The sequence below is a fragment of the Rothia sp. HMSC065C03 genome (assembly GCF_001837295.1).
In the GTDB taxonomy this organism is placed as follows: Bacteria; Actinomycetota; Actinomycetes; order Actinomycetales; family Micrococcaceae; genus Rothia.
Genome location: NZ_KV831973.1, coordinates 1 through 18,134, shown reverse-complemented (window position 1 = coordinate 18,134; position 18,134 = coordinate 1). Strand labels below are relative to the sequence as shown.

The window sequence follows — 18,134 nt, the reverse complement described above, 5'->3', positions numbered from 1 at the left end:
CCTGATGACTGGTGGACTCTGAACACTAATGCAGTTGCGGATGCAGCGCAGCAGGTGGAAGTTCCCCGTCTGGTTCCCGAAATGGTGAAGCACACGCTGAAGAAGACCGGACAGCACTAACAACACCCACAGCAAGAGGGGGGCGGCCTCAGCCTAGGGGCCACCACCCTTTGCATCTGAGGAAAACCATCACACACAGCAAGAACCAAAATTTGTTGCTTCTGCAGGGTGTTGGTCGTACCGCTGTTCTTCTATCCGCAGACAAGTACCGGGGAGAGCGAACGACGATTTGGAACAGGGTATGTGGAGCAAACCCCTATACTGAAAGAGTTCGCGCCGCCGGGTACGAAACGGCTTGTGGAAGCTATGAACGCACCCACCGAGTAAGGCGTCTATACCCGCGCTGGCGCATATGTACGACCGGTCCCTATCAGGACTCCGAACTATTGACGTTTCTTCGCCTGGAGAGACGATAACTACTTGAGAGGTTAACCGCCCCTATGACGACGCAGTCTACGGATTCTTCCGCTACCACTGACGAGCACCGTAACCGCAATGCCGAGCGTGCGCAGCTGCACTCCACGATTTGGCGTATCGCTAATGATTTGCGCGGCTCGGTAGACGGCTGGGACTTTAAGCAGTACGTGCTGGGCATGCTCTTCTACCGTTATCTCTCGGAGAGCCAGGCCCGTTATATCGATAAGACTTACACGCTCAAGGGTCCTTTCGCAGAGCTCAAAGATAAAGACTGTGATGAGGAAGGCAGGCAATTAGTTCTTCGTGAACGTGGCTTCTTCCTACTGCCCTCACAGCTGTTCTCGAATGTGCACGAGAAGGCTCGTCAGGACCAGAACCTGAACGAGACCCTGGCGAACGTATTCAAGGCGTTTGAGGAGTCGGCACGCGGTACCGAGTCTGAGAACAACGTGAAGGGCCTCTTCGACGACTTTGTGCTGGATTCGAACAAGCTGGGTGTGAGCCCGGCAGCTCGTCACGAGAACCTACTCAAGCTCATGGATGCTGTGGCGGACATGAACCTGGGTAAGGACTACGAGGATAGCGAAAACGACGCCTTCGGCGACGCCTACGAGTACCTGATGGGCATGTACGCGGCGAATGCGGGTAAGAGCGGCGGCGAGTACTACACTCCGCAGGAAGTCTCGGAGCTGCTGGCGAAGATTGCCATGGACGGCCGCGACGCCGATAAGATTCGTACCGTGTATGACCCTGCATGTGGTTCAGGTTCGCTGCTGTTGAAGTTTAAGCGTGAGCTGGGTAAGAACTCGAAGGGCCTGTGTTTTGTCGGCCAGGAGATTAACCTGACCACCTATAACCTGTGCCGCATGAATATGATGCTGCACGGTGTGCCGGTGGATGATTTCAGTATTGCGCACGGTGATACTCTGATTGATCCGAAGCACCGTAACGGCAAAAACCCTAAGTTTGTAGAGCCCTTTGGCGCAATTGTGTCTAACCCTCCGTATTCGACGAAGTGGAAGGGTGACGATGACCCGACCCTGAAACACGATGAGCGTTACGCTCCTGCATCCGTGCTGGCACCGAAGTCGAAGGCTGACCTGGCGTTCACGATGCATATGCTCAAATCCCTCGACGAGGCAGGTACGGCCGCTATCGTTGAGTTCCCCGGTGTGCTGTACCGTGGCGGTGCGGAACGTAAGATTCGTGAGTACCTGCTGATAGAGAACAGGGTGGACGCTGTAATTCAGCTGCCTGCCAACCTGTTCTACGGCACCAGCATCGCAACCTGCATTCTGGTACTGAAGAAGGGCCGCCGCAAGGACCATTCGGTGCTATTCGTAGACGCTTCGCAGCTCTTCGATAAGGGTAAGAACCAGAACATTCTGGGCCAGTCACACCGTGAGAAGATCCTGGAAGTGCTGGCAACTCGTGAGGAGCGTGAGCATTTCTCGGCGCTGATTCCGGTGGAGAAGCTGCTGGAGCAGGAGGCGAACCTGGCGGTGTCGAGCTGGGTTGAGCCGGAGGATACCCGTGAGCGCGTGGATATTGTCGAGCTGAATTCCCGTATTGAAAACATTGTGGCTCGTCAGGCTCAGCTGCGCGTGGAGATTGACGCTATTGTGGCGCGCCTGGAAGGCGGCGAGTAATCGTGGTCGAGGTGACGAATTATATTGACCGCCTGGTGGCTGAACTCTGCCCGGATGGGGTGGAATACCGCCCGCTGAGTGATGTTGTAGAGAAGAACTACGGCGGCGGAACCCCTAGCAAAGCTAAGGAAGAATACTGGGGTGGAGATATCCCGTGGGCCTCAGTTGGAGATTTGTCTAATGACCTGATGGAGGTTCTCGATACAAGGTCAAAGATTACTCCTGCCGGAGTTAGTGGAAGCTCCACGAACGTAGTTCCGGCAGGCGCAGTTATCGTGGCCATTAAGATTGCACCCGGAAAGATGAAAATCGCTGGGGTCGATCTGGCGATTAATCAGGACATCCGAGGGCTGGTTCTCAATGACCTGATGAATGCTCGTTTCCTAACCTATTACTTTAGGACCCTGAGGTTTGCAGGACATGGAACGATTGTTAAATCGATAACTAATAAGCGTCTTATGGATACTGAGGTTCCTGTTCCGCCGATGGAGATTCAGGAAGCGATTGTTGAAATTCTCGACAAATTCACGAACCTGGAAGCGGAGCTGGAAGCGGAGCTGGAAGCGCGTACTCTGCAATACGAGTACTACCGTGATTCGCTCTTCGAAGCCCTCGACTGCCCCCGCGTCCCTCTGGACTCTTTCGCAAAGATTAAGAACGGCAAGACCTATAAGGATTTCGGTGCAGGAAATATCCCGGTATATGGTTCTGGCGGAATCATGACCTATGTCGATAGGTCTTCATACGATAAGCCGACAGTGCTTATTCCGCGTAAGGGTTCTTTGGGGAACCTCTTCTACCTGGAAGAGCCTTTTTGGAATGTCGATACGATTTTCTACACCGAAATCGACGAAGAGCAAGTTATTCCTAAATTCCTGTACTACTTCCTGAAAACGGCTCACCTTGAAGATCTAAATACTGCTGGCGGCGTTCCTAGCCTGACTCAGAAAGTGCTTAACAAGGTTCTTATCCCAGTTCCTTCTCTGGCAGAGCAGCAGCGCATTGTCGATATTCTCGACCGCTTCGACACCCTAACCAGCAGCCTCTCCGAGGGTCTACCCGCAGAGCTTGCAGCGCGTCGCAGCCAGTACGAGTACTACCGTGATCAGCTACTTTCTTTCCCCCGTAAGGGCGGAAACTAGTAGATACCTGCGTATCAAGCGCGAACCCCGTGCAGAGGCGGCGGACCCCTGCCGCCCCCTGCACGGGCCCCTAGACTTCAACCACACTCAACCCCTTTGGGCTCACAACTTCTGTGGCCCAAGCATCCACGCACTCAACCCATCTATGCAAAGGAGCACCCCGTGGAAACCGTACCTGATCACTCCCGCCCTGCCGAGGGGTTCACTGAACGTATCCTCAGCTCGGATACCTTCACCGTCTTGGGCGACCGTACCGAAGCCCCCAACTACAAGGAATGGGTGAAGGCTAACGAAAACCGTAACGGCCTGCAGACTGAAGCGCAGCTCGAAGCTGAACTGATTGATACCCTTACGGATCAGGGCTATGAGTATCTGTCGGACCTTACTGATGAGGCTGCTCTGATCCGTAATCTGCGTGAACAGCTTGAACGTTTCAATACCCGCCCCGAAGAAGGCGCCTACGGGCCCAATAGTGGTTTCCACTTCACTGATGAAGAGTTTGACCGTCTGTTCACCGAGCATCTTGCCCGCTCTAACGACGGCATCTTGGAGAAGGCCAAGCTGATTCAGGAAGAACGGTTCATCGACTTCCGCCTCGATGACGGCACCCTGCGCAACATCATGCTCATCGACGCCAAATACCCCGCACGCAACCTGATGCAGGTCATCAACCAGTACCGTGTACCTGCTACCAACGGTAAGACGCTCAACCGTTATGACGTGACCATCCTGGTCAACGGTCTACCTTTGGTTCATATCGAGTTGAAGAAGCGTAGCGTTGGTATTCAGGAAGCCTTCCAGCAGATTGAACGCTACCAGGGCACCGGGTTCCAGATGGATGAGCATCGCCTTTTCGAGTACGCCCAGATCTTCGTTATCAGCAATGGTGTAGAAACCAAGTACTACTCCAACACCGTGCGCCATAAGCACATTGAAGACCTGCAGGAGGTCCGCCGTAAGGCTGCCTCGGGCGGTTCGGCAGGTAAGAGCTTCGAATTCACCAGCTACTGGGCTGATGCTAAGAACAACCGCATCAGCGACCTGATGCTCTTTGCTCGTACCTTCCTGGCTAAGAATGCTCTGGCGAACATCCTGACTCACTACTGCATCCTTACGGTAGATCAGGACCTGCTGGTGATGCGCCCGTACCAGATTGCGGCGACTGAACGCATTATTAGTTGCGTTAAAACCGCTGATAGGTCCAAGAACAGTGATAAGACCTTCGGCACTAAAAAGGCCGGTGGCTACATTTGGCATACCACCGGTAGCGGTAAGACCCTCACCAGCTTCAAGACCGCCCGCCGCCTGGCAGAAACCGGGCTTGTCGACAAGGTTCTCTTTGTCGTGGACCGTAAGGACCTCGACTACCAGACCATGCTCGAGTACAACAACTTCCAGGCGGACTCTGTTAGCTCCAGTAGCAGCACCCGTCAGCTGAGCAACCGCCTGGCAGACCAAGGAACCAGCATCGTGGTCACCACCATCCACAAGCTGTCTAACCTCACTAACGCTGAAGAAGACCACCCAATCTATAACCAGCGTGTAGCCATCATTTTTGATGAATGCCACCGCTCCCAGTTCGGCCAGATGAACGCCAACATCAAGAAGCGCTTCAAGAACTACTGCATGTTCGGGTTCACTGGCACCCCCATCTTCGATGAGAACTCCGCAGGAGGCCCCGGCACCACCACCGTCGAGGTCTTTGGTGACTGCCTGCACTCCTACACCGTTGTGGACGCTATCCGCGATAAGAACGTGTTGCCTTTCCACCTGGAATACACCAACACCAGCCCCACCTTCGCCTGCCTTGAAGAGAGCGCCTACGCCGAGGAAATTGCTGCTGAACGCGCCGCAACCCCTGATGCGAAGGAACTTGAAAAGTTCGCCAAGACCAAGGCGGTACTTGAAAGCCCTGAACGTATCGAGGCTATCGCCACCTACATTCTGGATAACTACGACCGTAAGACTAACCAGAAAGAACGTGGCTACGACCTGAAGAAGTCCCGCACGATTAACAAGGTGACCGAACACTATGTGGAGCGTGTGCGCGGTTTCAACTCGATTCTGGCAACCTCGTCTATTGATGCTGCCTGCACCTACTACGACACTCTCAACACCCTGCAGGAAGAGCGCATCGCAGACGGTGTGCTTGACCCTGCCAAGAAGCTGAAGGTTGCCATCATCTACTCGCAGGGTAACGGCGGGCAGCTGCTTGATACTTTCGGTGAGGAAGAAAACTTCACCTTCGCCACCGAAGGCACCGGTAGCCGTATGGACGGCTTCCTTGAAGACTACAACACCATGTTCGGCACCACCTTCAGCGCTGACGGCGACTCCTTCGACAACTACTACAAGGACGTCTCCCGCCGCATGAAGGTACGTGAACTGGATCTGCTCATTGTCGTGAACATGTTCCTGACCGGTTTTGACTCCAAGACCGTCAACACCCTCTGGGTGGATAAGAACCTGAAGATGCACGGGCTGGTGCAGGCGTACAGCCGCACCAACCGCATTCTCAACTCGCTGAAGCTCTCCGGTAACGTGGTGTGCTTCCGCGATCTGGAACAGGCTACCAAGGACGCCTTCACCCTCTTCGGTGACACCGAGAACAGCAGCGGCCAGTCTGCCCTTGATATCGCGTTCACCCGACCCTACAAGGAAGCCTACGCCGAATACGACAAGGCTGTGTCTGAGCTGCGCGAAGAATTCCCCGTCGACGAGGGCGGCTCCATTACCGTGGACACCCCGGAGGAGAAGGCTCGCTACATCGAGCTGATGAACCAGGTGCTGTTGCTGCGTCAGGAGCTGCGCGTGCATGATGAGTTTATCCGCGATGGCGGCGATGAGCTCATCAGCGACTACGACATGCAGGGCTATACCGGTGTCTATAACGATATTTACGAAGAGATTCGTGAGATGCGTAAGGCTCGGGAAGAAGGAACTGACGAGGGCGATGGCGAGGATAGGACCGATGAGGTCGACCTGTTCGCCAACGTCCATTTCCAGACTGAGCTGGTCAAGCAGCAGGAAATCGGTGTCAGCTACATCCTGGCTCTAATCGAGGCGGCGCACGACTCTAACGGCGACGCCACCGAAGACATCGAACGTGCGGTCAACAGTAGTAGCGAACTACGCGCTAGTGCCGACATCATCACGGATTTCTCTAAGGAGTATAGGAACACCCCGAACCCCGGAGACGTGTACGAGCGCTTCCACCGGTACGTGACTGAACGCCGCGTCGAGGAAGAAAACGTCATTGTGCGGGATGAAAACCTGGATCCTGAGGAGACTCAGCGCGTGGTTAATCGTGCGCTGAGGGAAGGACGCCGTACGATTTCCGGAAAGCTCACCTCTCTCATCAAGGTGAAGATGCCGCTTTTTGGTGGCACGTCTGATGGTGAGGGCGCGGTGTCTAAGACTAAGCGTGTGAAGCAGCGGTTGGAGAATCATTTGGGCCGCTTTATGTCGCTGTTGGGCGGCCGCTAAGGGGGTATCCTCCGGGTAAGGGGGGCAGGGTTGTCCTGCGGTTAAACAGCTAACGGAGTGCACCCCCCTATGGGGGGGTGCACTCCGTTTTATCCCCGCTGACGCGGGGAACACTATTTTGATGGCCAGTCAACTGGCACTCAGGGCGGCTCATCCCCGCTGACGCGGGGAACACGGTTCTTCGTGCCTCATATGGAACGCAGAGACCGGCTCATCCCCGCTTGCGCGGGGAACACTACCCGGATGGCACCTCGCCCCCTTACTCGTACGGCTCATCCCCGCTCGCGCGGGGAACACGCAACGCGCTTGGCTGCCTTAACCGCTGCTTCCGGCTCATCCCCGCTCGCGCGGGGAACACGACGTGAATCTCTCGCACAAGGAGATTACCGGCGGCTCATCCCCGCTCGCGCGGGGAACACACTAGCTGACCAGGTATGAAATCCCGCCAAAGGCCAAAAATATTCAGGTTCCACACGTATACCCTAAAGGGTACCCCTGACAAGATAAGGGGGTATTTTTGCGTGGCCAGGAAGTATTTTTATGTGATGTACATCATGTTGATAACTTATTTTTAGGGCGGGGCGTACACCCTTGGAGGTGGGATGGTTTGTGTACGCTCCTGGGATCAACTGTGAACGTTAGTGGGATGAATTGTGTACACCTCTGGGATGAATTGTGTACACCTCTGGGATGAGTTGTGTACGCTACCTATAGCGAAAACACCTAAGAATCCCCGGAATCACAAGGGAAAATCGGTGTTCAAATTTTTCCCCCTATAAGATATACCTATAAGACTCCTATCGTCGTCAGACGCGCGTTCGTGCGCGAGGGCTGTGGAAAACTCGCACTGCGTCTGATGACGACGACGATGAAAACGAACGAAATCCGCTGGTTGACAGCCTATCTGTCCGGGGTCTACTGTGGTGCCAGATACGAAAAATGGCCCCGCGACGCTCGCAACGCCCGGGACCGTGGCAGCACCTAACAGACTAGGCACCACAATGAACAACTTTAGCGTACCCGCGCGCCCTCAGTCCACCCTGACTACCCCCGCCAGCACCGCCGCTGGCATGAATCTCAGCAAGACAACCGCTGACCACACCGCCCTCACCAGTGGACCCCGCAAGCGCACCCAATCTACCGGGCCTCTAGCCATTGACCGATACATCACCAGCATCTATCCGTGGATTTTCGTCAACTACTCGCTGCCGCTGCGTGCTACCTCAGAGACCATGTGGGAGCGTACCGATGGGGATATCACCGTCATCCTCGCAGCCACACCGTACGAGGATGCCCACGGCGTTACCCAGTACCACCTGCCCTCCGGGCGTATCGCCCGTGAGGTACTCATGTACCTGGTCACCTCCGCCGTGATGAGCGGGTCCCCAACTATTGAAATCTCCCGCACGTGGCGCGGATTCCTCCGCGACATGGGAGTACCCTACAGCTCCGCTAACCGCCGCGCGGTAGAGCGTCAGCTGCGCGCCATCCTCAACATGAGCGTACGCGTCTCCCACCGTGCCAAGAGCACCACCGGCACCAACCTCTCCTCACGCGCCTGCCTCGTAGGGTCCGGCGAAGACTTGGTTTTTGACCGTGACGGCGCCCTCGACGACGCATACCGCAGCGTCGTCATCCTCTCCAAAGAGTTTTTCGACCGCATCGCTGCGGCTCCCTCCCCGGTACACGGCACCATGCGTGTACTCCGTGATTCCTGGCGCCAGATTGTCACCGAAAACCCCCACCAGGCTCTGGCAGGTGATGTGTACCTGTGGCTGGCTGGCCGTATGAGCCGTGTCCGCCGTGAGGTACGTATCCCCTGGTCGGACCTCGCCGCGCAGTTCGGTAGCACTATGAGTGCAGAGCGGCGCTGGCGCCAGCAATTCCGCTCCGCTCTGTCCGTGGCGACTAAGGCGTATTTTGCACCCCTGGGCGAGGATTTTGACTCGACCGTCTACATCAATGAATATGACCTGGGCTCTCGTACCCGTCCGGGTGGCCTGCGTCTGGCGCCGGTGAGTGCTGAGCATCGTAAGCTACTCGGCTGGGGTAGCCGCCGTCGCACTAGCACTCGTCCCGCAGTGTCTGTACCGGAATCCCCGAAACGTCAGGAATCTCAGCCTGCACCCGCCGCAGCCCCAGCGAAGCCTGCTCCTGAGGTGGTCTCTATCCCAGCCCACGCGGGTGTGGACATCACGGAGCTACGTGCCGCATTAGCTGCCGCTGGTATGCAGGTAGGCGCTGTATCGGATGGTGCTCTGCGCTCTGCCATCGACACCGTCCTGTCCCGCGCCACCTCGGTAGGTAATTCTCAGGCCCTGGTGACCTCTGCTATCACCCGTGAACCCGTACTGCTGGGTATTTCCGCACCGGCACCTACCCACGGGGCGCACACCGCTGACCTCCCCAAGGGAAACTGCCCTGAACACAACACTGAAATCCTCGGCAAAATCTGCCGAGAATGTGCCGCCGAGCTGAAGGCCCCGGATACCACCGTTGTTGAGGCACAGGCCTGCTGGGATGCTGTCTCCGCCCGCCTGAAGAGCCTCACCGAGGCCGGTTTTGACACTACCGATGAGATGGCTCGCTACCAGAGCCTCGCCATCGCACGCGGTGTCACCCTGAGCATCTAACCGTCTGATGGATGTCCTGGTGGGTCTGTGTGCTACCGTGAAACCAAGCCGATAAAAATTCCCTCTGTGGCCTACACATACCAGGCACTAGATGAGGGGCCCCTCATAGGAGAAACCATGAAGACCTATAAACACCGACCCACCAGCACCGGTCTGGCTGCTATGTCTGCCACCCTGATGCTCGCGCTCTCCGCATGCGGCGGCGGTCAGGCAACTAGTTCCGAATCTGCTTCTGCATCTAACGCTCCGGTTGCATCCGCCTCGGCGAGCGCGTCTGCTGCGTCCACCCCCACCGCTTCTGCTGTGAAGGCTTCGGCATCTGCGTCTGCAACTGTGGCGGCGGACCCGAAGGGCTCCGAGGTGGTTGAGGTGCGTGCGGCTGATGATACGAATGCGGATTCCGCGATTGCCAAGGACGCAGCAATTCGGGCAGCTAAGCGTGTCGTCGCACAGGATAACCGCTTACTCAACGCATGGATGCACGGGGACCTCGAGCATACCAGTGATGAAGAGTTGTTGAAGTTTGTCGCCCAGGACAAGCTTGATCAGATGAAGACCCCGATTCAGTCAGTCCGCAATGACCTCAAGAACAACGGCGGCCCCTTTTCAGGCAACGTAACGATTCGCGATATCAACGTGACTGATATTTTCACCTACGACTACCCGGACGGAACTTCCTACCCCTACTCCGTGCTCCGCGTAAAATTCTGCGAGGACTGGACGCAGGTACGTACGCCCGATGGTGAGCGCGCCGTGACCGGACCCGACTCAACGGCTACGGTCGAGGTTTCTGTCCTGCGGCTGCAGGATGGCCGTTACGTCTATAACGGCTCGCGTGAGCTCGGTACTGGATGTGCCTCATCCTAGTTTGAGAAGGGGATAGATTCATGAAAAATAATGTGTTGCGGACGGTTTCTGCTGTTGCCCTTACGGCACTCTTGGCAGCAGGATTTACTGCGCCTTCTGCTAGCGCTGACGAAAGTAGCGTGAAGGTCGGTAACTCCAAAGCTGAGGTTCGTCAGACAAAGCGACCCCATGAATCAAATAGCTCAACGTCGACGAACGAGAATCGTGACGCCGGTGACGGGCCAATCGTTCAGCCTGTGGCGTCGATGAAAGATCAGACGTGCATCGCTGCTGGTGGTGTTGAGGTTCCTTGTGAGACTGACACTAGCTGGTTCTACGCCCCGAAATCCTGTTACGCGAGCAAGAAAATTGACGCTGCGTTTATAGCCAAGAATTACACCCGGTTTGAGTGTGCTCCGGCGGGAGATCAGCCCTCTCTGAAGGGAGCAGCTGGTAATAACTACATCACGGTTCCGACCAGTGAGGCTGAGGCTCGTGCTACTGCCGCGAAGGCGGGCGCACGGCTCGCGGAGGATGCGCTCGCTGATTACGATTTTGAGAAGCTCGTGGTGAGCACTCAGCCGTCTGACGCTACTGTGCGTCCGGATGCTTTTGTGTTTACTCAGGGTTATGTGTGGGCGTGGGTGCCGCCGTCGAAGGCACGCTCGTCGAGCCAGCGGAGTCCGATCGTCTTGGAGTCCACCGATGGTGGCTCGCATGTGAAGCTGCAGATTAGCTTCCTGGCGATGAACGTTCATTTCGACGGTCAGTCGAGTGGTACGCAGGGTTTCATCCAGTGTGATGATCCTGGCCCGGTGTATGCGGGTGAGCCGCGCGGTGGTTCCGCCTGCTCGTGGAAGGCGAAAAAACAGGATGTCTACCGTGTGACGTCGTCGATTCTGTACCGTGTGGAGTGGACCGCCGGTGACGAGTCCGGTGTGTTGATTCATGAGGAGCCGATGGATGGTACGCAGATGATTCGTGTGCAGGACGGGTACGCGGTCAACGTGAAGTAAACACGTGTGGTGGGTGTGGTTAGTGAGCGTGCTGCTGCACCCACCATCCGTTTTATTGGTTTGGTATAGGTCTTTAGTGTTGTAGAGAGGAGGGGCGTACATGCTCAAGCATAAGCAAGGCCAGGATCAGGGTCAGGATGGTAGTGCTTCCGTCGAGTTCCTGTTCATGGTGCCGCTGCTACTCATGGTTGTTGCGGCGGTCTGGTTCTTTGGTGTGCGTGCTCATGTGCAGTCGTCAGTAGATGCTGCTGCTGCGGCGGCAGCTCGTGATGCGGCGTTGACCTCGGAGCCTTCACGCGCTGTGCAGGTAGCGAAAGAGACGGTAGCTAGGAACCTTGAGGATACTGGGTGCTCTCCGTCTGAGGTGACGGTGCTTAACGCTGATGCTGCTGGTAGTCGTCGCCCTGACCTGTCGGCGGAGAGTAACACGATTACGGTGCGTGTTTCGTGCCGTGTAGAGGCTAACCCGTGGGGTGCTTCATGGGTGCCTGAGTTGGGTGCTTATACGGCTGAGGGTAAGGGTATTGTCGATACTCGCCGCAGTGACTAGCGGTTCTTCTGTTCCCCCCTTTTTTTTGTTGTGGGTCCCATTGGGGTGGGGTGTTTGGTGGTGTGAATCCGCCGGGCGCCCTGCCCCCTTTTTTTGTGCCCTCTTTATCAGCAGGTGCAGGCGGCGAGCGCTGGGGTAGGTGTTGTGTGTCCTTTGGGTGCTTGGGTGTCTGGTTTTGGGTATCGGGTGGTAAGGGGGGGGGTGGTGCTGGTTTCGTTGTAAGTGTTCTCTTTTTGTCTAGATTGAGGGGGGTCTTTGGTGCGGGGTCTTTTTTAAAAATTTTCTTGTTTTGGTGAGGTGATGGGGGTGTGGGTGGGTGCCTTTATAGGTGTAGATACCTAACCTACCCGCCCCTTGAGTCCCCTGCCTTTCATGGCCCCCTTGTGTTGGGGGTGGGGGAGAGTGAGATGCCCCCTGATGAGTGATAGTGCTAGCCGCCGTGCCGTTGCGTTGCTGAGGTCTGCGAAGGCTAAGGCGAAGAAGCAGAGGAAGCAGCAGAAGCGTCGTAGTCGTCGTGCTATGGGTTGCGGCTGCCTGCTTCTGGCACTGGTAGTGCCTGTCTTCGGTGTCTTTGTGATCACGTCCATGATGGTGATGGGTAAGGCGAGTCATGACGCTTTGGTTCAGCAGCGCGAGTCGAAGTACCAGAATTCGTGTGTGAATCGTGTGGCGCCCAATGGCAAATACGCCAACCCGGCGGTAGGAACGATCACGTCCCGTTTTGGTTTGCGAGAGAACCCTATCCCTGGTGCGACGCTTTCTGATTTGACGGATCATCCGGGTACTGACATCGCTGGTATGGCGGAGGGTACCCCGTTTTATGCGGCGGCTGCCGGTACGGTGTTGGTTGTTGATTCTGGTGGTGCTGCCGGTGGTAACGGCATCATCATTCAGGGTGATGACGGCGTCCGATACTGGTATTGGCATGCGGCAACTGGTACGGCGAAAGTGAAGGCCGGCGACCATGTAGAAGTTGGTCAGGAGCTGGCAGGTGCTGGTATGACTGGTTACGCCACCGGCGTTCACCTGCACTTCCAGATTATGTTGCCGGATCCGAATAATCCGGATGGTAAGGGTATCCCGACCGACCCGGAGCCGTATATGGCTGAGCGTGGTATCACGTTGGGTCAGGGTGCGCCGGATCAGGTGTCGGATACGCAGAAGACGGATGCGGCGACCGCCCCGGCTCCTGCTGCGCCGAAGACGGAATCTGCCGCGCCGAAGGTGGAGATTACCCCGATTGAAACCGACCTGCCCAGCGGCGCGAAGTACACGTGGGATAAGAACCGTGTCGCTAATGCCGCCGATATTATTGCTGTCGGTAAGGGCATGGGCGTGCCTGAGCGGGGCATCATCATTGCGTTGATGACCTCTCTGCAGGAGAACGCTTTGGAGAACACCCCTGATGGTGACCGTGATTCTGTTGGTTTGTTCCAGCAGCGCCCGTCTGCCGGATGGGGTACCGCTGAGCAGGTGCACGACCCCAAGTATGCGGCGGCTGCCTTCTACGGTGGACCTAAGGGCCCGAATAAGGGTAATCCGCCCGGCCTGCTGGACTACCCCGGTTGGGAGTCTAAGGGTCTCGGTGAAGCTGCGCAGACGGTGCAGATCAGTGCGTACCCGTACGAGTACTCCAAGTGGGAAAACACCGCACGTCAGCTCTACTCGGTGCTCTCCGGGGTAGACGGCAACACGACCTACGGTAAGCAGTCTTGTCCGAATAATCAGAAGAGCTCCGAGAACGACAAGGATAAGGATTCGAAGGAATCTAAGGACTCCAAGGAGTCGAAGGAATCCGACAAGCCCCAAAAGCTCACCGTTGAAGCCGATGGCGTGCACACCGACAAAGAGAAGGAGGTACGCGAGATGATCCTCGCCAAAGCCCGTGACGGTTTGGGCGGCACCTTCGCCCAAGGCCGCAACGACTTCAAAAACTGGGATGAAACCGGTTACGTCCACTGGGTCTACACCCAAGCCGGAATCGAACTACCCCGTCAGACCCCTTGGACCGTCGGTGAACCCACCAACGACCCCCAACCTGGCGATTTGGTAGTTCAACTCGCAGACGGAGAAGGCGGCTACCGCCACGTCGGAATCTACGCAGGAGACGGAAAAATGTACTCGGCCTTCAGCCAGAAAGACGGCACTATCGAGCACCCCGTGAACTGGAATGGTGCCGAAGATACCGCCTACATCCGCATTGTCCACCCCCAAAAATAGCTACTATTGCTGATGGCTGCCCCCTGCCCGCCCTTGAACAACACAAACTGCCCACCGGCACTGGGCATATCCGGCACAGCACAGGGCAGGGGGCAGGACACCCACCACGATAACTTCCCACGTAAAGGAGATAACAATGAATAACAACCAAAATATTCACCAGAACCAGGATGCGCACCCCAACGCATCTAATGGTGCGCGCCGTTCGATGGACTGGAAGACCATCGCAATGATCGTTGGCGCCATCGTGTTGGTGCTGTTCGCAGTGTGGATGATGATCCCTAAGCCTGCCTCACATTCAAGTGCTGCGGCTTCTTCCTCGGCTGTGGCCTCTGCCTCTGCAAGCCAGGGCACCACTTCACAGGCCTCGGCTTCACCTTCAGCTTCGGCTTCAGCGCAGGTGTTGGATGAGGCTGAGATTCAGCGTGCCCGCTCCCGTGCCCACGAATTCGTCACCGCCTACTACTCCCAGTCCTGGAAGGATCCGCACCCGGAAAACTGGGCTTTCCGCGCCGGAACCTACAGCACCCCCGAATTTAGGCAGAAGATGATCGACCAGGCCAGCCAGCAGAAGGCTGAAGACCCTGAGTGGCAGCGCCTGGTCAAGGCCAGGATCGCCATGAACGTTCAGGACGAGGGTGAATACGTCGTCTTTAACCAGGGCACCGACGAATCAGGTGCACCGATGATTAAGTTCACCGCTACCCTCATGGTCGGTCGAGATGCACGAGACCCCATGGAAGCTGTGAAGCCGGTGCGTGAAGTGAAGACCATCGTGCTGGTCCGTGACTTCTCCGGCTCCTGGAAGGTCGCTGACTACTACAACGCACTGGGTAACAACGGCTAAGCCCGCCCCATGAGTTAAACCATCTGTATCTCTTCAGATGAACCATTGTTGAAAGGACAACCACGCCGATGAGGTCACGACGTACTACGCAGCGTTCTGCTGACGGGCCTGCAGCTCGGTGGGATAACACCCCCGAATCTATGGAACCGATGCTCACTGAGGTGCAGCATGGGTTGCCTGCTAAGGTCCGTAAAGGCAAGCACGTTACTGCTGCTGCGGTTATCGTGGCCATCATGGTGGTGGATTGGCTGGTGATGGCCGGAACCCCGCTGATCAGCATCATTCTTGCTGGTGCGGTGGTTGCGGCTATTGCCGCCTCTTTCAGCGCTTCGGCCCGTCATGAAGATGAACGTGAGGCTCGTGCCGACAACTTCATTGAGGCAGCTTACCCGCTGCTGGGTGTGAAGGGTTTGAGCCGTACGTTGGTGAGTGTGGGGCGGTGGAAGCGTACCCCGCTACCGTCCCACACTGCCGAAAAATCTGAGAAGGCAGGTAAGGCAGAAGGCCAGGAAGAAGTCACCAACCCGGCCGCTGCTACTGATGGTGCGCCTAAACCTAAGACTACGGCCACTACCGATACCCCCAACAGTGATGCCGCCGATACCGCCGATACCGCACCCCACAAAACCATCAAGCTACCGGCCCGCTTGACCTCCCCGCGAGCAAAGAACCTCTCCGCCGCCTCCTGGACGAAAGCACGCCGAGCCGGTGCCACTGTACGCCACAACCTCACCGAACCAGGCCACCCCTCAAGCCTGATCGTGCACTACGGACGCACCATCGACGCCACCAACCCCGAATGGGCCGGAAAGCTCCTCGCCATTGCTAACCGCGAACTCTCCGACGGCACCGTAGAATTCAAAATCGACTCCGTCAACAACGTCCGCAAGAAGCTTGTCCTCAAAGCAATCCCCACCGCCACCGACGAAACCATCAACGAAACCGACGAACAGAAACGCGAGCGCGTTATCACTGAAGCGGCTAAGAAGTTGCTGGGGGAAGAGGCTAATGCCCGTTTTGTGCGTGATGAGCAGGGTGTGCTGGCTGAGATTCATATTGAGCATCGTCGTACGCTTGAGCTGGAGATGAATCCTTCGTCGAAGGCTCGTATTACTCGTGCGATGCTGACCCGTATCCCCGGTTCTTACCGTTGTAGCTGGGATGCGCAGCAGGATCTTCTGAGTTTTATGCGGCGTAAGGAGTTTCCGGCGGTTGTGTCGTTGCCTGCGCATGCGCAGCCGATGCGTCAGCGTTTCGATGATGGTGCAAGCTACAAGGCGTATAAGAAGTTTGAGATTCTGCTGGGTTTGAATGAGGATGGGCAGTGGGCTACGTGGAATCCGACTAAGGATGCGCATCTGCTTATTACTGGTCGTACTGGTTACGGTAAGACCATTAGTCTGCACAATATTATTCAGCAGATTACTCAGGCTGGTTACCGTGTGTGGTTGTGTGATGGTAAGTGGATTGAGTTGCTTGGTTATGATGAGTGGCCGAATGTGGAGTTGATTGCTAATTCGGTGCCGACTCAGATTAGGATGCTTAAGCATCTTCACGAGATTATGCAGGAGCGGTATACGTTGCTGCGGAAGCGTCAGGCTACCGCCTATGATTTCGACCCGATCTTCTTTGTCTGTGATGAGCTGTCGGAAATGAAGGGTAATATTGCCGACTTCTATGCCACTCACAAGGTCAAGGGTATGCCTTCAAAGTCTGAGGTGGATAGTTGGATTGGCTCGCTGGCACGTCTGGCACGTAAGGCACTGATCCATATGGTGGTTGGTCTTCAGCGCCCTGACGCGTCCTTGATGAACGGTGAGACCCGTGAAAACTTTGGTGGCCGCATGTCGCTGGGTCAGATGGGTCGTGATGCCTCGATCATGATGTGGGAGAACGCTTCGATTGGCTGCGCTGTGGCTGGTGCGAAGGGTCGTGCGTTGGCGATGATGAATGGTGAGCCGACGATGATTCAGTCGATTTTGGCTCCGAACCCGGACCCGCTGGACTCCGACTATGACGAGTCGAAGGTCAAGAACAACATGCCCACCCATGCGTTGTACACGATGAAGACCATTAAGGAGCTAGAAGAATACACCCAGGTTTATAACGAGAAGAACGACGAGTTCGAGGAAACCCCGACCCCGTGGACGGACTACCTGACCGCCCCAATCCTGGCAGCTGACGGAGAACCCATTGAGATTGCGGTCCGCCGCAGCGAAGCGCTGAAAGCGCAGCTGAAGGTCATCGAAGACAGCACCCCCGCTACGGGTGAGCCGACCATCGACACCATGAAGATGCCTACCATCACCCCCGAAGTGCTCATGAGCTCCGATACTGCGGCGCAGAGTGAACCGGAAGAATTCGACACCGCCGTATGGGGTAAAGAGCAAACCGAGTCAGCCCAGAGCCTAGGCGAAAGCGACCTGGTCGAAGTCGAAGGCGAATGGGTCATCGTCAACTCCCTGGTCGAGGACCCGTTCGGCTCCGGCGACCTCATCCTGGACTACCGCACCCCCCACGGCGAATCCGGCTCCTTCACCCTCCCCCAAGGCCAGCAACTGAACACCCGCCGCGCCCGCAGCGAAGCAGACATCGAAGCGTACGACAAGACCCGAGAGGAGACCTAAACCCATGAGCCAGAACACCTCAAATGACGACTTCGAAAACGTCCTCACCTGGCTATTCATCTTCTTCATGGTCCCCATCGGCGCTATCGGCGCATGGATGAGCGGACTTTTAGAAGCCGCAAAAAACTGGTTCCTATCCTTAGGCATCTTCTTACCGACCATCCCCACGATGGAAGGCACTACCGACGGGGAGGCAGTCACCGAAACAGCATCAAACACCCAGGCCGTATTCAGCATCCCAGAGCTAGGCATCGCACTGGATACCCCACGAATCATCTTCCTGCTGTGCCTGCTTGCTCTGCTGCTGACCTTCGCTGACTATGCGGCGAAGGCGAAGCGTGCACGCCGCGCTCGCCGTAGATAGAGAACCTTCCGGCGAGCGCTATGAGGGCTGTAGAGAAAAAGTAGGGGGTATTGGTCTTGCCTTGTTGGGTAAGACTGATACCCCCCTGGGTTTTGACCCGCTAGGTGTGACACCTGGCGGGTTTTGTGTTGTCCATATGTGACGGTATTCTGCTCGCCCTAGTGTGGCTATGAAGAGCCTGCTGGGTGTCTTGGCGGTAGAGAGTGGTAGATAGGCTATCTGTGCTTGTGTTGTGCTCTCGTCTTTTTGTGTGTGCGAGCGCTGGGGGGGGGGGGGC

Annotated in this window: 11 protein-coding genes; all 11 read left to right on the top strand. The window is 56.5% G+C overall.

What is annotated here, in order from left to right:
• Positions 1-500: 500 nt before the first annotated feature.
• Positions 501-2,126, top strand: coding sequence for a type I restriction-modification system subunit M (locus HMPREF2605_RS00130; RefSeq protein ID WP_070846613.1), 1,626 nt, complete (start codon positions 501-503; stop codon positions 2,124-2,126).
• Positions 2,127-2,128: 2 nt separating this feature from the next.
• Complete coding sequence (locus tag HMPREF2605_RS00125) at positions 2,129-3,268, top strand: restriction endonuclease subunit S (protein ID WP_083324827.1); 1,140 nt, start codon at positions 2,129-2,131, stop codon at positions 3,266-3,268.
• A gap of 162 nt (positions 3,269-3,430) precedes the next feature.
• Complete coding sequence (locus tag HMPREF2605_RS00120; protein ID WP_070846612.1) at positions 3,431-6,754, top strand: type I restriction endonuclease subunit R; 3,324 nt, start codon at positions 3,431-3,433, stop codon at positions 6,752-6,754.
• Positions 6,755-7,755: 1,001 nt separating this feature from the next.
• Positions 7,756-9,387, top strand: a complete 1,632-nt coding sequence (locus HMPREF2605_RS00115; RefSeq protein ID WP_070846611.1) for a replication initiation protein — start codon at positions 7,756-7,758, stop codon at positions 9,385-9,387.
• A gap of 117 nt (positions 9,388-9,504) precedes the next feature.
• Positions 9,505-10,254: a hypothetical protein gene (locus HMPREF2605_RS00110; RefSeq protein WP_070846610.1), complete on the top strand. Its 750-nt coding sequence runs from the start codon at positions 9,505-9,507 to the stop codon at positions 10,252-10,254.
• Positions 10,255-10,274: 20 nt separating this feature from the next.
• Positions 10,275-11,249, top strand: a complete 975-nt coding sequence (locus HMPREF2605_RS00105) for a hypothetical protein (RefSeq protein WP_141762253.1) — start codon at positions 10,275-10,277, stop codon at positions 11,247-11,249.
• A gap of 100 nt (positions 11,250-11,349) precedes the next feature.
• Complete coding sequence (locus HMPREF2605_RS00100; protein WP_070846608.1) at positions 11,350-11,799, top strand: TadE family protein; 450 nt, start codon at positions 11,350-11,352, stop codon at positions 11,797-11,799.
• Between the two features lie 417 nt (positions 11,800-12,216).
• The gene (locus HMPREF2605_RS00095) at positions 12,217-14,019 is read left to right on the top strand and encodes a peptidoglycan DD-metalloendopeptidase family protein (RefSeq protein ID WP_070846607.1); all 1,803 of its coding nucleotides are present in this window, start codon (positions 12,217-12,219) and stop codon (positions 14,017-14,019) included.
• Between the two features lie 136 nt (positions 14,020-14,155).
• A complete protein-coding gene (locus HMPREF2605_RS00090) occupies positions 14,156-14,866 on the top strand; it encodes a hypothetical protein (RefSeq protein ID WP_070846606.1) in 711 nt (236 codons plus the stop codon).
• A gap of 68 nt (positions 14,867-14,934) precedes the next feature.
• Positions 14,935-17,493, top strand: a complete 2,559-nt coding sequence (locus HMPREF2605_RS00085; RefSeq protein WP_083324824.1) for an FtsK/SpoIIIE domain-containing protein — start codon at positions 14,935-14,937, stop codon at positions 17,491-17,493.
• Positions 17,494-17,497: 4 nt separating this feature from the next.
• The gene (locus HMPREF2605_RS00080) at positions 17,498-17,857 is read left to right on the top strand and encodes a hypothetical protein (protein ID WP_070846604.1); all 360 of its coding nucleotides are present in this window, start codon (positions 17,498-17,500) and stop codon (positions 17,855-17,857) included.
• Positions 17,858-18,134: the final 277 nt, after the last annotated feature.

Excerpts from the sequence above, each read along its gene's own strand:
- HMPREF2605_RS00130 (WP_070846613.1), top strand. The coding sequence starts at position 501 with ATGACGACGCAGTCTACGGATTCTTCCGCTACCACTGACGAGCACCGT.
- HMPREF2605_RS00115 (WP_070846611.1), top strand. The coding sequence starts at position 7,756 with ATGAACAACTTTAGCGTACCCGCGCGCCCTCAGTCCACCCTGACTACC.
- HMPREF2605_RS00110 (WP_070846610.1), top strand. The coding sequence starts at position 9,505 with ATGAAGACCTATAAACACCGACCCACCAGCACCGGTCTGGCTGCTATG.
- HMPREF2605_RS00105 (WP_141762253.1), top strand. The coding sequence starts at position 10,275 with ATGAAAAATAATGTGTTGCGGACGGTTTCTGCTGTTGCCCTTACGGCA.
- HMPREF2605_RS00100 (WP_070846608.1), top strand. The coding sequence starts at position 11,350 with ATGCTCAAGCATAAGCAAGGCCAGGATCAGGGTCAGGATGGTAGTGCT.
- HMPREF2605_RS00095 (WP_070846607.1), top strand. The coding sequence starts at position 12,217 with ATGAGTGATAGTGCTAGCCGCCGTGCCGTTGCGTTGCTGAGGTCTGCG.
- HMPREF2605_RS00090 (WP_070846606.1), top strand. The coding sequence starts at position 14,156 with ATGAATAACAACCAAAATATTCACCAGAACCAGGATGCGCACCCCAAC.
- HMPREF2605_RS00085 (WP_083324824.1), top strand. The coding sequence starts at position 14,935 with ATGAGGTCACGACGTACTACGCAGCGTTCTGCTGACGGGCCTGCAGCT.
- HMPREF2605_RS00080 (WP_070846604.1), top strand. The coding sequence starts at position 17,498 with ATGAGCCAGAACACCTCAAATGACGACTTCGAAAACGTCCTCACCTGG.